13 protein-coding genes are annotated in these 14788 nt (G+C 63.5%); 5 read left to right on the top strand and 8 right to left on the bottom strand.

Features of this window, described 5'->3' with window-relative positions; all coding sequences use genetic code 11:
- Positions 1-200: 200 nt before the first annotated feature.
- From RB623_RS00075 to RB623_RS00110, 8 genes are all read right to left on the bottom strand, one after another.
- Complete coding sequence (locus RB623_RS00075; RefSeq protein ID WP_308054693.1) at positions 201-1373, bottom strand: iron-containing alcohol dehydrogenase; 1173 nt, start codon at positions 1371-1373, stop codon at positions 201-203.
- A gap of 11 nt (positions 1374-1384) precedes the next feature.
- A complete protein-coding gene (locus RB623_RS00080) occupies positions 1385-1858 on the bottom strand; it encodes a DUF2569 family protein (RefSeq protein WP_308054694.1) in 474 nt (157 codons plus the stop codon).
- Positions 1855-3258 carry an aldehyde dehydrogenase family protein gene (locus RB623_RS00085; protein ID WP_308055093.1) on the bottom strand — a complete coding sequence of 468 codons (1404 nt, stop codon included), beginning with the start codon at positions 3256-3258 and terminating at the stop codon, positions 1855-1857. Before RB623_RS00085 ends, RB623_RS00080 begins: the two co-directional genes overlap by 4 nt.
- 21 nt (positions 3259-3279) lie before the next feature.
- The gene (locus tag RB623_RS00090; protein WP_308054695.1) at positions 3280-3696 is read right to left on the bottom strand and encodes a type II toxin-antitoxin system VapC family toxin; all 417 of its coding nucleotides are present in this window, start codon (positions 3694-3696) and stop codon (positions 3280-3282) included.
- The gene (locus tag RB623_RS00095) at positions 3689-4126 is read right to left on the bottom strand and encodes a hypothetical protein (protein ID WP_308054696.1); all 438 of its coding nucleotides are present in this window, start codon (positions 4124-4126) and stop codon (positions 3689-3691) included. Before RB623_RS00095 ends, RB623_RS00090 begins: the two co-directional genes overlap by 8 nt.
- Before the next feature lie 66 nt (positions 4127-4192).
- A complete protein-coding gene (locus tag RB623_RS00100; RefSeq protein WP_308054697.1) occupies positions 4193-5563 on the bottom strand; it encodes a glutamine synthetase family protein in 1371 nt (456 codons plus the stop codon).
- A 90-nt stretch (positions 5564-5653) separates the two neighbouring features.
- Positions 5654-7198: an amino acid permease gene (locus RB623_RS00105; RefSeq protein ID WP_308054698.1), complete on the bottom strand. Its 1545-nt coding sequence runs from the start codon at positions 7196-7198 to the stop codon at positions 5654-5656.
- A complete protein-coding gene (locus tag RB623_RS00110; RefSeq protein ID WP_308054699.1) occupies positions 7195-8028 on the bottom strand; it encodes an N-formylglutamate amidohydrolase in 834 nt (277 codons plus the stop codon). Before RB623_RS00110 ends, RB623_RS00105 begins: the two co-directional genes overlap by 4 nt.
- Positions 8029-8186: 158 nt before the next feature.
- Between RB623_RS00110 and RB623_RS00115 the strand changes: the two genes are divergently transcribed.
- The 5 genes from RB623_RS00115 (at position 8187) to RB623_RS00135 (ending at position 14750) form a co-directional block, all read left to right on the top strand.
- Entirely contained in the window at positions 8187-9020 is an 834-nt protein-coding gene (locus tag RB623_RS00115) for a MurR/RpiR family transcriptional regulator (protein ID WP_308054700.1), read from the top strand.
- 230 nt (positions 9021-9250) lie between these two features.
- Positions 9251-10408 (top strand): efflux RND transporter periplasmic adaptor subunit, encoded by a 1158-nt coding sequence (locus RB623_RS00120; RefSeq protein WP_308054701.1) that lies wholly within the window; start codon positions 9251-9253, stop codon positions 10406-10408.
- Positions 10409-10421: 13 nt separating this feature from the next.
- Positions 10422-13553: an efflux RND transporter permease subunit gene (locus RB623_RS00125; protein ID WP_308054702.1), complete on the top strand. Its 3132-nt coding sequence runs from the start codon at positions 10422-10424 to the stop codon at positions 13551-13553.
- 255 nt (positions 13554-13808) lie between these two features.
- On the top strand, positions 13809-13952 hold the full coding sequence (locus RB623_RS00130; protein ID WP_308054703.1) for a hypothetical protein: 144 nt from the start codon (positions 13809-13811) through the stop codon (positions 13950-13952).
- Between the two features lie 324 nt (positions 13953-14276).
- Positions 14277-14750, top strand: a complete 474-nt coding sequence (locus tag RB623_RS00135) for a MaoC family dehydratase (protein WP_308054704.1) — start codon at positions 14277-14279, stop codon at positions 14748-14750.
- Positions 14751-14788 lie beyond the last annotated feature (38 nt).

Here is a 14788-nt window from a genome sequence, read left to right on the forward strand (position 1 = left end):
TTGACGCCGTTCGACGCCCCTGCTGCGGTTATTCTTGTCGTATGACAGTCGGATGAAGCCCGACTGCCCAACCCCTCCGAGGCGCAAAAACCTAACTACTTTTGTATTGCGCTAGCAATCGTTGCCATGATGTTTTTCCGGCTAAACAACACCCTCCCTGTCAGCTTGGTTACAGCCGGTCCCGCGCCGGCCGATATCTCTCAGAGCGTCCCCTTGATCGATGCGTCGAGAATCGCGAGCGCTGCCTCCTTGGTAAACGGCACCGGGTTGCTACCGGTGCTGGGATCGGCCACCGCCGACACCGCGATGAAGTCCTTCCGCTCGGCATCCATGTCGAGCCCCTTGATCAGGTTCGGCAGCGTGTGCGGCACTTTGAGCTCCTCGCGCAGCTTGAGGATGGCTTTCGCGAACCCGTCGAACCCGCCGTCGATGCCGAGATAGGCGGCGAGCCGGGCGAGCCGTTCCTCCACCGCCGGCCGGTTGAAGGCCAGCACGTAAGGCATGAACACGCCGTTGGTCATGCCGTGATGGGTGTCGTAGAGCGCGCCGATCGGATGCGACAGCGAGTGGATGGCGCCGAGCCCCTTCTGAAACGCCGTGGCGCCCATCGCGGCGGCCGCCATCATATGCGCCCTCGCCGTCAGGTCGTTGCCGTCCTTGTAGGCCTTCGGCAGGTTTTCCAGCACCAGCCGGATGCCTTCCAGCGCGATGCCGTCGGCCATCGGATGGTAGCCGGGCGCGCAATAGGCCTCCAGGCAATGCGCCAGCGCGTCCATGCCGGTGCCGACGGTGATGAAGGGCGGCATGCCGGTGGTCAGTTCCGGATCGGCGATCACGATCGCCGGCAACAGCTTCGGATGGAAGATGATCTTCTTTGTATGAGTCTTCTCGTCGGTCAGCACGCCGGCGCGGCCGACTTCCGACCCCGTGCCGGCCGTGGTCGGCACGGCGATGATCGGGGCGATGGCGTCCGAGTTCGCGCGCGTCCACCAGTCGCCGATGTCCTCGAAATCCCAGACCGGCCGCGTCTGCCCCGCCTGGAAGGCGATCAGTTTTCCGAGATCGAGCCCCGAGCCACCCCCGAAGGCGATCACGCCGTCATGTTTTCCCGCCTTGAAGGCCGCGATGCCAGCAGTGAGGTTGGCTTCCACCGGGTTCGGCTTGACGTCCGAAAACACAGCATACGGCACCTTCGCATCGTTGAGGATCTTAAGCGTACTCGCCACCACCGGCAGCTTTGCCAGCCCCGGATCGGTGACGAACAGCGGTTTTTTGATGCCGGCGGCGGCCAGCACCTCCGGTAATTCCTTGATGCGTCCGGCGCCGAAGCGGACGGTGGTCGGGTAGTTCCATTTGGAGACGAGGTTGGTCACTTCTTTTCTCGTTAGTTGATGAAGGTATTACGAACGCGCTTGGATTTTAGCATGTACAGGATTCCAATGCCGAAGAGCCCGACGGCTCGCCAAACACCGTTCAACACGACACCGAACAGTGACATCGCTCTCGTGTGAAGCAGGTCTCCGAAAAGGACCTTGGCGGCGATCACGTGTACGACAATGACAACGATGTTGATGGCCGCCCAAACCACATAAAAAGCCGGAAAGGATCGATCCTTTGTGAACATCAGGATCAAAAGGCCGGTCGGAAACAGAATTGACGTGATGACATATGCCGTGAATTCAGCCCCGAGAAAGTCGATATGCGACTTCGGCAGGATCTCCTTCATGAAGGCGACGAACACATCGAGATGAGCGAGGCCGGTCAGCGGCGCGGTCATCAACCCGATCATAACCAGAATCAGCCAGCCCCCAAGACCTTTGGGCTCGTCTATTGGCACTTGGGGCGGGGCGATTGTCATTCAGGTATCGGCGCGGTGGCCTCTCTCAGGTGAAAACTCTTCGGCCTCGTCAGATTGTCATAGCCGATGGCCGACAGCGCCGCGCCCTTGCCGGTGTCCTTCACGCCCGTCCACACCAGTGCCGGGTCGAGATAATCGCAGCGGTTCATGAACACCGTGCCGGTCTCGACGCGGTCGCCGATTGCCGCCGCATGGTCGGTGTCAACAGTCCAGATCGAAGCGGTCAGGCCGTAGGGGCTGTCGTTCATCAGCGCGATGGCCTCCTCGTCATTGCGCACCTTCATGATGCCGACGATGGGGCCAAAACTCTCCTCGCGCATGACCGACATCTGGTGGTCGACATTGGTTAGCACTTCCGGCGCCAGATAGGGCGAGCTTGCGACATCCTTGTCGACCTTCATATTGATATGCGCGGTCGCCCCCTTGCGCAGCGCCTCGGCCTTCTGCTCGCGGATCAGGTCGGCGAAGCGCGCCTGCGCCATCGGGCCCAGCGTGGTGCCGGCGTCGAGCGGATTGCCGACGACATAGTTCTTCGTCTCGGCGACAAAACCCTCGACGAATTCGTCATAGACCTTCTCGTGCACATAGACGCGCTCGATGCCGCAGCAGCACTGCCCGGAATTGTAGAACGCGCCATCGACCAGATTGGCCACCGCGTGGTCGAGTTTGGCGTCTGGCAGTACATAGGCCGGGTCCTTGCCGCCGAGTTCCAGCCCGAGCGTCATGAAGGTGCCGGCCGCGGCCTTCTCGATCGCCCGCCCGCCGGCCACCGAACCTGTGAAATTCACATGATCGATCTTGCCGGACCCAAGCAGCCTTTCCGTCTGGGCATGGTTCAGCACGACGTTCTGGAAAACATGCTTCGGCAGCCCCGCCGCCTCGAACGCTTTCGCAAAACGCTCGCCGACCAGCAAGGTCTGCGCCGCATGCTTCAAAATCACCGTCGAGCCGGCGATCAGCGCCGGCACGATGGTGTTGACCGCCGTCAGATACGGATAGTTCCACGGCGCGATCACCATGACGACGCCGAGCGGGTCTTTTTTCACATAGCGGCGAAAACCCTCCTTGGGGTTAGACGCCATCACCGGCGCCAGCGCCTGCTCGGCGATCTCGACCATGTAGGCGACGCGTTCCTTCACCCCGCCGAACTCGCCGCCGTAGCGGGTCGGGCGGCCCATCTGCCACGCGAGTTCCGGCACGATCTCGTCGGTCATTGCGACCAACGCCTCCAGCATCTTCAGCATGTAGCCGCAGCGCTCGGCGATCGACGTCTGCGCCCAGCCGACCTGCGCCGCTTTCGCCCTCTCGACGACGGCGTTCACCGCCTGGTCGGTAGCGACCGGCCGCTCCGCATAGATCGAGCCGTCGATGGGGGATTTGAGTTTGATGGTTTCCACGATTGGCGTCTCCGGTTGTTTTTGTTAGCAGGGTATCGCCTGCACATGGCCCTGTTCGGCGTAGTCGAGGATTTTGCGGTCGCGTGTCATGATGCGGTAGCCGTGCTCGCGTGCCGTCGCGATGATGATCCGGTCGGCCGGGTCGTTCGGTGGCGTTCCCGGCATGAACGACGAATCGATGAGAACGTTGGATGTCAATTCGGCAAGCGCGGAGTAAGGCGGCACGACGAGGCTGTCGAACCAGCCCTTCACCGTCATGGTGGTTGGATAGCGTCCTCGCGAGACAAGGCGCCCAACCTCCAAGGCGGTGATTGGTGAGATCATGACGGACACTCGTTGCGCAGCGCTCTCATTCAACGCTTGCACGGCTTCCGGTTCCAGCCGGGCGCCATCCGCGATCCACATCGCGGCGCAAGTATCGAGAAGAATGTTTCTATTCATCCTCGCGGGCTTCCTTCCCGTATTTTCGGTCCAGATATTCATCCCAATCAGGGAATGTCGGCTCCGTCAGATCGACCCCGGGCGGTATCTTGATCACACCCTTGAGACGCCCCCACAGCGGGTGCTTGACCGCCGCCTCGGAATATTCCGCTTGTGGGTTCTCCGCAAAGCCGTCAATGGCAATCGCGCGTTCCGCGCGGCGGAACGTGACCGTCTCGCCCGCCACGTCAACGTCCCCGGTCTCGAAACCCGCCGCGAGCCATTCCTTTGTCATTGGATTGTTGCTGGGGTTGTTGCTCCACCACGCCGGATATTTCTTCGAGGCCGGCAACGTTTCGCCGAGCAGCCGTTCGATCTCATCGAACGACATTGCGATCCGGTCCTCGCCTTGTGTTTCCAGAAACGTGCGCAACGGTGAATACTTGCCCATCTTTGGCCTCCGTAAAGCAGCCACCATTACAGCTTTATCTGCTTGGCAACAATACGGATTACAGCTTTAGTACCGTTCGAATCCCCGATGCAGTTCCCAGTCCGTGATGCGGCGGTCGTATTCGAACTGTTCCCAGCGGGCGGTGTGGACATAATGTTCGATCACGTCCTCGCCGAACGCCTCCTTCAGCATCTTCGACTTCGCCATGGTCTCGGTCGCATCGCGTAGCGTCTTCGGGATCTCGGGCAGGCGCGAGGCCTGGTAGGCATCGCCGACGAAAGGTTTCTGCAGCTCCAGCTTCTCGTCGATGCCGGCCAGCCCCGCCGCGATCAGCGCCGCGAAGGCGAGATACGGGTTCAGATCGGCGCCGCCGATGCGGCACTCCATGCGCACGCCCTTGGTGCCCTCGCCGCACAAGCGGAAGCCGGCGGTGCGGTTGTCCTCGCTCCACATGATCTTGGTCGGCGCGAAGGTGCCGGACTGAAAGCGCTTGTAGGAGTTGATGTAGGGCGCCAGGAACCAGGTGAATTCCTTGGCGTATTTGAGCTGGCCGGCCGACCACTGATGGCCAAGCTCGGTCAGCCCGTAGGCGCCCTTTTTGTCGAAGAACAGCGGCGTCTTGCCGTCGGCGCTCCACAGCGAATTGTGGATGTGGCTGGAATTGCCGGCCAGCCCGTAATTGTACTTCGCCATGAACGAGATCGACTTGCCCATCTGGCTGGCGATCTCCTTGGCGCCGTTCTTCAGGATGACGTGCCGGTCAGCCATCTCCAGCACTTCGGCGTAGCGGACGTTGATCTCCTCCTGGCCCGGCCCCCATTCGCCCTTGGAGTTCTCGATCGGGATGCCGGCCGCCTCCATCTCGTTCCTGAGCCGGCGCATCACGCCCTCTTCCTTGGTGGTGACGCCGATAAGATAGTCGCCGATATAGGGCGAGGCGGTCTCGAGGTTCTGCCAGTGCTTTGCCCGCGCCGAATCGTAGCTTTCGGAAAAGAGGTAGAACTCGAGCTCGGATGCGAAATAGGCGAGATAGCCGCGATCCTGCAGCCGCTTGACCTGCTTGCGCAGGATGGCGCGCGGCGAGTGCGGCAGGTCCTCGTGCGTATGGTGGTCCTTGAGGTCGTTGAGGACCAGCGCCGTCTTTTCCAGCCAAGGGATCTTCCGCAGTGTCGAAAGGTCGGGCTTCATGACGAAGTCGCCATAGCCCTTCGACCAGCTTGCCGCCTTGTAGCCTGGCACCGGCTCCATATCGATGTCGTTGGCGAGCAAATAGTTGCAGCCATGCGTCTCGTCGTAGGCGGACTCGACGAAATATTTTGCCAGGAACCGTTTTCCGATCAGCCGGCCCTGCATGTCGACGGCAGCCGCGAGCACGGTGTCGATTTCGCCGTCGGCAACTGCTTTCTTAAGCTGATCGAAGCTGAGATTTCCGGCCATTCTTTGCGCACTCCGACTGAACAGGGTTGGGATTTCTATCGAACGAAACCGTGGCCGGCAGAACCGGCCACGGCATTTGAGGCCTTTGGCTCAGGCGCCGGTTTCGCCGACGGCGTGTTCCGCGGCGGCGATCTCCGCCTGACGACGGGCGATGTCGGCGCCGATCGGCGGCCCCTTGAAGCGCCGGGATTCGATGCCGAACCAAAGCACCAGCAACAGAACGATCAAGCCTATCGCATAGTTGATCAGGATGTCGAAGGGCGGCTGGATACCAGCATACATGAGAACCAGAACGCCAAGGACGGTGATGACGGCGAAAGGCTTGGACCATACGCCCAGCCTGAACGGCCCGAAGTCGGTCCAGGTCTTGCCCTCCGCCAGAAGGCCGGCAGCCACCGGCATCGCGTAGGAAACATAGAGGAAAAGCGCGCAACCTGCCGCCAGGGCGGCGAAGGCCGGCGAATAAAGCGTCGCCGCGATGGAAAGCACCGCGCCCAGCCAGATCGCCGCCACCGGCGTGCGCCACGTCGGGCTGACCGTCTTCCATACGGACGAGCCCGGCAGTCCGCCGTCACGCGCGAAGGCGAAGATCATGCGCGAGGTGGAGGTCAGGCCGGCGAGAGCGCAAATGTAGTTCGCCAGCACGATGGCAATCGCGATGATGCTCTTCAGCCAGATGGGAGCCGGCAGATTGTTGAAGAGGTTGAACCAGGCGGCGCCGCCATCCTTGGCCGTTGCCGCCAGATCCGGGCTGGCGAGAATGAAGGAGACCGCCATGGCAAAGCCGAAGACCAGCGACCACAGGACGGAATGGATCATGCCGCGCGGCACCGCGACCCGCGCATTGTGGGTCTCCTCCGACGTGTGCGCCGACGCGTCGAAACCGGTGATGGTGTAGAGCGGATAGAGCAGGCCGATCAGAAACGCGACCAGCGCGGTGCGCGCCTCCGGGACATAGCCGCCGCCCGGCTCGCCGGTGTTGTTCACGAATGTCGTCAGCCGCGAAAAATCCCAGCTTGCGCCCCAGACCAGGAACATCAAGGTCAGGACCACCGCGACCACAAGGATCAGGTATCCGGAAAAGTCGGTGAGCGCCGTGGTGATCTTGATGCCGAAATGGTTGAACAGCGCCTGCGTCACCGTGATGATGACGACGCCGATCACCTGCTGCTGAAAACCCCAGGCGGACACGTCGTTGCCGAACACACCGGACCAGACCAGGTCGCGGAAAAGCAGGAAGACGCCGACATTCACCGAGGCGACGACGAAGATCAGGCCGAGCAGGTTGATCCAGGCCGTCGCCCAGCCCCAGCCGCGCCCGCCGAGGATCGACGACCAGTGGTAGAGGCCGCCGGCCGTCGGATAAGCCGAGCCGATCTGGCCGAGTGAAGCCGCCACGATAAGTGCGAATACGCCGCCGACGATCCAACCAATGGTCGCCTGGAAGCCGCCGCCGGTGGCCATTGCCAGCGGGAAGGAAGTGATGCCGCCGGCAAGAATGCAGATGATCGAGAACGAGATTGCGAAGTTGGAGAAGCCGCTCATGCGGCGCGCCAATTCCTGGGCATAGCCCATCGAGTGGAGGATCTTTACGTCCTCGCTTCTCTCGGCATCCATTTTTCCAGGCCCTGTCATGTGAGTGTCCCCATTTTTGTTGAAACGTCACGTCCGGTGGTGCGGGTTCCGGCAATCGCCGCCTGATCGCCGGCGACGACGAGCCCAGAAAGTATACCCGAGAGCATTTTCGCCCATTTCCGCTGCTTTCTTTCGTCGTTTACCTCGTCGTTGCGGATCTCGATCATGGCGCATGGAAGGCCTCGCGCACGCGCATGGCGCTCCAGCGTGTAGTAGACGCGATCGGCCGGCGAATAGGGTTCGTTGACGCCGACGGTCAGGCCGGGAACCGCCCGCAGCCTCTCAATGAAAGGCGCCGCCAGCCGCTCGTCCTCGTCATGGATGATGCCGATCTCCCACGGCCGCGGCATTCCCTTGTAGACCGGTGTGAACGAATGCACGGAGACCAGCCAGCTTTCCAGCCCTGCGCGCTCGCGCCGGTCGAGCAGCGCGTCGATCGCCGCATGGAACGGCTGGTGCGCCACCGCGATGCGGCGGCGGCGCTCTGCGGCGTCGAGATCGGCATTGCCGGGAATTTTTGTTGTCTCGCTGGTCTCTGGAATGAGGTCCGGCGCGTCTACCGGCCGGTTGCAGTCGATCACCAGCCGCGAAATGCATGAGGCCACCATAGGCGCGTCGAGCAGTTCGGCCATGCGCCGCGCCACCGGCAGTGCGCCCGGATCCCAGGCGATGTGCCGTTCGAGTTCGGCGGCTTCGAGACCCAGCGTGCCGTAGTCGGCCGGAATGAAGTTGGAGGCATGGTCGCACGCAAGCACGATGCGCCCCCGGCCACCGCCGTTGAACACATCCACCGGCTGCCTCGGCGCGGCTGTTGCGCTCGCCTGTCCCATTCGTCGGCAGTCCCCCGGAGCGGTGTATCTAAAATTACTTTCTGTATTTCATTTCGCTCCTATGGATGATTTGATACGCATCCGGGGGGCTTTGTCAAACGGCTTTTGCCGGGCGCGCGGGTTTGGCCTCCGCCGCGCTGTGAGGGGAGGGGTCGAGCATGCGCAGCAGCGTCGCCGAGCTGATCGCGGACCGGATCGGCGACATGCCGGCGGGCGAAAGGCGGGCCGCGCAGACGCTGATCGGCAGCTATCCGGTGATCGGGTTGAAGACGGTCGCCGATTTTTCGGCGACAGCCGGGGTGAGCTCGCCGACGATCCTGCGTTTCGTCGCCCGCCTCGGCTTCCAGAACTATCCGGAGTTCCAGGCTGCTCTCCAGGACGAACTCGCCGAGCAATTGCAGTCGCCGGCCTCCCGCGCCGGCGGTCCCGCCCGCGCCGACGCCGGCGGCGCCTCGCCGATGGTCGAGGCCACGCTTGACAACATCCGCGAAACCTTTCGCCACATCCCGGCGCGTCAACTTGACGACATCGTCGCCCTGCTCTCCAACCGCCGCGCCGGCGCCTATCTGGTCGGCGGCCGCTTCACCGATCCGATTGCCCGCTACATGGCGGCGCATCTGGCGATCATCCGCCCCAACGTCTTCCATCTCGCCGGGCAGGAGAGCAACTGGCGCGACCGCCTGATCGACATGGGCAAGCGCGACGTGCTGCTGGTCTTCGACATCCGCCGCTATCAGGATAGCCTTGTGCGCTTCGCCGAGAAGGCGCACCAGCGCGGCGTGCAGATCGTGCTGTTCACCGATCAGTGGCTGTCGCCGATCTCGCGCTTCGCCCGCCATGTCGTGCCGGGGCGCACCGGTGTGCCCTCGCCCTGGGATTCGTCGGCCGCGCTGATGGTGGTGGCCGAGACGCTGATCGGCGGCCTGACGCGGGCGCTGGAGGCGGAGAGCGCCCGGCGCATCCGCGACATGGAAGGTCTGCGTCAGCCCTAACGGTCCGATCGCTGCGAGCATCGCGATATTGCGATGCAAAAAAGCCCGGCGCTCCAACACTTTGCCGCCTACCTTACACAAATTTAATGTCAATCTGCCGCCGCGATCTGGCAAACAGCCGCAAATCGGCGCCACTTGTGTGCTGTCGTTTGGTTGATTTCGCATTTGGGCGGCGCCGGTGTATTTTCGGGATACGTCCGGCGCTGCCGCGCTCGGGTCCGGGGTAACGAATGTCCGTCTGGAAACAGCTTGCCCTTTCGCTGGTGGTCCTGGTGGCCGCCGCCGCGGCGTGGGTGAAATTTTTCCCAGGTTCGGACCGGGTACTCGCCTCCTGGGGTATGGACTGGGCCGTGGCCGCGGTGGCGAAGCCCGAGCCGGACGCCGCCCGCCAGGGAGAGGGCCAGAGATCCGGCGGGCGCATGCTGGTGGGCGCGGAGCCGGTCGGCGCCGCCACCATCAATGACCGCCTGCAGGCGATCGGCACCGGCCGCGCCAACGCCACCGTCACGGTGAACCCCTATACCTCCGGCCGGCTTACCGCCTTCCTGGTCGAATCCGGCGCCCATATCGAGAAGGGCCAGGTCATCGCCACCCTCGATTCCGAAACCGAGGAGATCGCGCTGGAGCGCGCCAAGATCGCCCGCGATGACGCCGCTGCCAGGGTCACGCGCATGGAGGCGTTGCGCAAATCCAACGCCGCCACCGCCGTGCAACTCACCGAGGCGCAACTGGCGCTTCGCAACGGGGACCTCGCCGTTCATGACGCACAACTGGCGCTCGACCGCCGCTCGGTGATCTCGCCGATCGCCGGCGTGGTCGGCATTTTGCCGATCGAGGCCGGCAACTACGTCACCAGCCAGTCGGCCATCGCCACAGTCGACGACCGTTCCTCGATCCTCGTCGACTTCTGGGTGCCGGAGCGTTTCGCCGCCGCCGTCAAGGTCGGCGCGGAAATCTCGGCCACACCGCTCGCCAATCCCAAGCAAAGCTACAAGGGCGCGGTCTCGGCCGTCGACAACCGCATCGACGACAAGAGCCGCACACTCTGGGTGCAGGCGCGCATCGCCAATCCGGCCGATTCGCTGCGCGCCGGCATGTCCTTCCAGGTCTCCATGCGCTTCCCCGGCGACACCTATCCCGCCGTCAGTCCGCTGGCCGTGCTGTGGGGCACCGACGGCGCCTTCGTCTGGACCGTCAGGGACGGCAAGGTCGAGCGCATGCCGGTGCGCATCGTCCAGCGCAACACCGAGACCGTTCTCGTCGAGGCCCCGCTGAAGGCTGGCGAGATGGTCGTCACCGAAGGTGTGCAGAGCGTGCGCGAAGGCGGCGCGGTGCGCATCGCCGGCGAGGACGAGCCGCCGCGCGCCGCCGACGCCAGCGGCACCTGACGGGGAGCGCCGCATGACCGAAGTCGACAGCAACAAGGCCGACGACAGCTTTACCGCCCTGTTCATCCGCCGGCCGGTGCTGGCCTTCGTGCTGAACGTTCTGATCGCCGTCGCCGGCCTCGCCGCCTTCTATGGCGTCGAGATCCGCGAGCTGCCCGACGTCGACCGCGCCGTCATCACCGTCACCACCGATTTCGACGGCGCCGCCGCCGAGACCGTCGACCGTGAACTCACCGACGTCGTCGAAGGCGCGGTCGGGCGCGTCTCCGGCGTCAAGTCGATCTCGTCCACCTCCTCCTTCGGCCGCAGTCGCGTCACCATCGAGTTCAACGACGGCGTCGACCTGAACGTCGCCGCCTCCGACGTGCGCGATGCGGTCGGTCGCGTCGCCAACGCCATGCCGGACAAGGCCGATCCGCCGCGCATCGTCAAGGCCGACGCCAATTCCGACGCCGTCATGCGGCTCGCCGTCACTTCCGACACCATGTCCATCCAGGACATGACCGTCTTCGTGCAGGACCAGATCGAGGATACGCTGGCCGCCGTGCCCGGCGTCGCCGACGTGCAGGTCTATGGCGACCGTGACAAGATTTTTCGTATCGACGTCGACCAGAGCAAGCTGGCGAGCCAGGGCTACACCGTGGCCGACCTGCGGCGCTCGCTCGCCTCCGTCGCTTTCGACAGCCCCTCCGGCTCCATCACCACCAACAACCAGGACCTGATCGTCCGCACCACCGCCGACGTCACCACGCCGGAGGAGTTCGAGGCGATCGTGATTGGCGGCGACACCCATGTCCGCGACGTGGCGACCGTCACGCTTGGGCCCGACATCGGCCAGTCGTCGCTGCGTTCCGACGGCAAGACCGGCATCGGCATGGGCATCGTGCGTCAGGCCGAATCCAACACGCTTGACATTTCCGAAGGCGTGAAGGCCGCCGTCGCCCAGATCCAGAAGGGCCTGCCGGAGGGCATGAACATCAAGATCACCAGCGACGACGCCGTTTTCGTCCAGGGCGCCGTTCACGAGGTGGAGATCGCGCTCGCCCTGTCCGTGTCGATCGTGCTGATAGTCATCTACGTCTTCCTGCTCGACTGGCGCGCCACCCTCATCCCGGCGCTGTCCATGCCGGTCGCCATGATCGGCACCATCGCCACCATCTATCTGGCCGGCTTCTCCATCAACATCCTGACGCTGCTGGCGCTGGTGCTCGCCACCGGCCTCGTCGTCGACGACGCCATCGTCGTCCTGGAAAACATCGTGCGCCGCCGCAACATGGGCCTCGGGCCCCGCGCCGCCGCGGTGCTCGGCACGCAGGAGGTGTTTTTCGCCGTCATCGCCACCACGGCGACGCTCGTCGCCGTGTTCGTGCCGATCTCCTTCCTGCCCGGCCAGGCCGGCGGCCTGTTCCGCGAGTTCGGCTTCGTGCTCGCCATGTCGGTGCTGCTGTCCTGCGTGGTGGCCCTCACGCTCTGCCCGATGCTGGCGTCGCGCATGCTCACCGCCCATTCGCTGCACCATGACGGCCCGGGCGGCATCGGCGGCCGCATCGGCTCGGCGCTGGGTACGCTCTACCGCCGCTGCCTGCATGCCTGCCTCGAAGCGCCGCTGATCGTCGTGCTGGTGGCCGTGCTGTTCGCGGGCGTCGCCTTCTCGCTGTTCGGCAGCATCCGCCAGGAGTTGACGCCGAGCGAGGACCGCTCCGCCGTGCTCTTGCGCATCAGCGCGCCGCAGGGCGTCAGCCTTGATTACACCAGCCAGCAGATGCGCCGCATCGAGGAATTGATCCAGCCGTTGCGCGATTCCGGCGAGATCATCAGCACCTTCGAGAATGCGGGCCAGAACGGCCAGTACAATTCAGGCTTCATGGTGATGACGCTCGCCCCCTGGGACCAGCGCGAGCGCAGCCAGCAGGAGATCATGGCCGACGTGTCGCGCCTCGTCCGCCAGGTGCCGAGCGTGCGCGTCTTCCCGGTGCAGCCCAACAGCCTCGGCATCCGCGGCGCCGGCAACGGGCTGCAATTCGCGCTGGTCGGCAACGACCGCCAGAAATTGAGCGAGGCGGCAGTCCAGATCATCGACAGGATGCAGCAGGATTCCCGTTTCGTGCAGCCGCGCCTGTCCGTCGACCCGACCCAGCCGCAGCTCGCCGTCGCCATCGACCGCGAGCGCGCCTCCGACCTCGGCATCGACATCACCGGCCTGGCCGACACCCAGCAGGCCATGCTGGACGGCAACGACATCGGCGACGTCTATATCGGCGACCGCGCCTATGGCGTGAAGCTGGTCTCCACCACCAATCCGATCAACGACCCGACCGACCTCGAGAACGTCTTCCTGAAGACCGGCGACGGGCGCTACGTGCCGGTCTCGACCATCGCGACGCTGACCGAGCGCGCCGTGCCGCCGCAGTTGACGCGCGAGCAGCAGCAGCCTTCCGTCGCCATCACCTCCAATCTGAGCCCGGATTTTGCGCTGGGCGACGCCCTGCACGCTGCTGAGGAAATCGCCGAGCCGCTGCTGCCGCCCGGCAGCCGCATCGTGCCGCTGGCCGAGGCCGCGACGCTGGGCGAGACCAATAGCGGCATGATCACCATCTTCGGCTTCGCGCTGGTCATCGTTCTCCTGGTGCTGGCGGCGCAGTTCGAGAGTTTCATGAGCGCCATCATCATCATGGCGACCGTGCCGCTGGGGCTCGCCTGCGCCATCTTCGCGCTGATCCTCACCGGTACCAGCCTCAACGCCTACAGCCAGATCGGCCTGGTGCTGCTGGTCGGCGTCATGGCCAAGAACGGCATCCTGATCGTCGAATTCGCCAACCAGTTGCGCGACCGCGGCGCCTCGGTGCGGGAAGCCATCGAGCAGGCCTCCAACATAAGGCTGCGCCCGGTGATGATGACGATGATCTGTACCGTGCTCGGCGGCGTGCCGCTGGTTCTGGCCAGCGGCGCCGGCGCCGAGGCGCGCATCGCGCTGGGCTGGGTCATCGTCGGCGGGCTGGGCCTCGCCACTGTCTCGACGCTGTTCCTGACGCCCGTTGCCTACCTGCTGCTCGGCCGCTTCATCACGCCGAAGGTGCATGAAGAGGCGCGCCTGAAGCGAGAGCTTCAGGAAGCCGCCTACATCGCCGCCGAGCCGGCGGAGTAGGGGTGCTGCTAGCGGGGACACCAAAAACTGTTGTCATTTGCCGTCCCGCAAGCGAGCGAATCAGAGCAAAGGATGCTAGAATCCTAAGCCTCGAAGGTGGAGATAGCAAAGCCGTTACAAGAAAAATGCAACGGGAAGGGATACCAGAGTTTTCGTCACCACTCCTTATGTTTTGCGTAGAGCGGAGTACGACTCATGAAAACACCGGCGGTAGTTCTAGCTAGACGAGGCAAAAGCATCGACCTGGAGTATACGATGTTTGACATCGAAGCCGGTCGAACGTATTTCGATGACGGTACAACGATCTTCGATGTCTACATCGAAGCAGGCATCGCTGACGGCACATTTGAACCGACGAAGCGTCGACGAGATACTATCGTTGTTAGCTACGGTTCATAGAGTCAATCTGGATTAGACTCTCGATCTGCCGCCCTTCTCTGGGAAGAGGCAATTGGCAATGCGAGCGCCGTGACAGGCGTTAAGCTGTGCTGACAAAATAAGGTAATATTCAGATGTGAAGATGCGATAGTTGAACAGCATCGCTGAGATATTTGTCATTCGCCAATCATCAAACCTATCACCTAAAAACGGCAGACTGAAAGCACTTAGGTCAGGTAGTCGTCTCCGTTCCTTTGACCCAGCAACCCTAATGACAACAACTTTTCCTTCACGTATCAGTGTGGCCACCGCTCGGCGGCAATTTTGTTTCCGGAAGGAAGTGTCGTGAACCCAATCACCCTCGAACAGGCCAAGGCGGGCGTCGGCCAGGAGGCCGGCGTGTCGCCGTGGCGCGTCGTCACGCAGGAGATGATCGACCAGTTCGCCGACGCCACCGACGACCATCAGTTTATCCACTGCGACCCCGAACGGGCGGCCAGGGAAACCAGTTTCGGCGGCACCATCGCGCATGGCTTCCTGACGCTGTCGCTGCTCTCGGCCATGGCGTTCGAGACGGTGCCGCGCATCGAGGGCGCCGACATTGGCATCAACCAGGGTTTTGACACGCTGCGTTTCGTCACCCCGGTCAAGACCGGGGCGCGCATTCGCACCCGCTTCGTGCTGGCGAAACTGAAGGCGCGTCCTTCCGGCTGGATCGAGATCGAGCATGACGTGACCATCGAGATCGAGGGATCGCTGAAGCCGGCACTCACGGCGCGCTGGCTGACGCTGGCGTTCATCCAGCCGGAAGAGGAATAAGCGCCGGGGATAGCTTACCTTCTTGCCGTGCAGGCACA

Source organism: Mesorhizobium sp. LHD-90 (assembly GCF_030929505.1).
Classification (GTDB): Bacteria; Pseudomonadota; Alphaproteobacteria; order Rhizobiales; family Rhizobiaceae; genus Kumtagia.

Excerpts from the sequence above, each read along its gene's own strand:
- RB623_RS00080 (WP_308054694.1), bottom strand. The coding sequence starts at position 1,858 with ATGACAATCGCCCCGCCCCAAGTGCCAATAGACGAGCCCAAAGGTCTT.
- RB623_RS00090 (WP_308054695.1), bottom strand. The coding sequence starts at position 3,696 with ATGAATAGAAACATTCTTCTCGATACTTGCGCCGCGATGTGGATCGCG.
- RB623_RS00095 (WP_308054696.1), bottom strand. The coding sequence starts at position 4,126 with ATGGGCAAGTATTCACCGTTGCGCACGTTTCTGGAAACACAAGGCGAG.
- RB623_RS00100 (WP_308054697.1), bottom strand. The coding sequence starts at position 5,563 with ATGGCCGGAAATCTCAGCTTCGATCAGCTTAAGAAAGCAGTTGCCGAC.
- RB623_RS00105 (WP_308054698.1), bottom strand. The coding sequence starts at position 7,198 with ATGACAGGGCCTGGAAAAATGGATGCCGAGAGAAGCGAGGACGTAAAG.
- RB623_RS00110 (WP_308054699.1), bottom strand. The coding sequence starts at position 8,028 with ATGGGACAGGCGAGCGCAACAGCCGCGCCGAGGCAGCCGGTGGATGTG.
- RB623_RS00115 (WP_308054700.1), top strand. The coding sequence starts at position 8,187 with ATGCGCAGCAGCGTCGCCGAGCTGATCGCGGACCGGATCGGCGACATG.
- RB623_RS00120 (WP_308054701.1), top strand. The coding sequence starts at position 9,251 with ATGTCCGTCTGGAAACAGCTTGCCCTTTCGCTGGTGGTCCTGGTGGCC.
- RB623_RS00125 (WP_308054702.1), top strand. The coding sequence starts at position 10,422 with ATGACCGAAGTCGACAGCAACAAGGCCGACGACAGCTTTACCGCCCTG.
- RB623_RS00130 (WP_308054703.1), top strand. The coding sequence starts at position 13,809 with ATGTTTGACATCGAAGCCGGTCGAACGTATTTCGATGACGGTACAACG.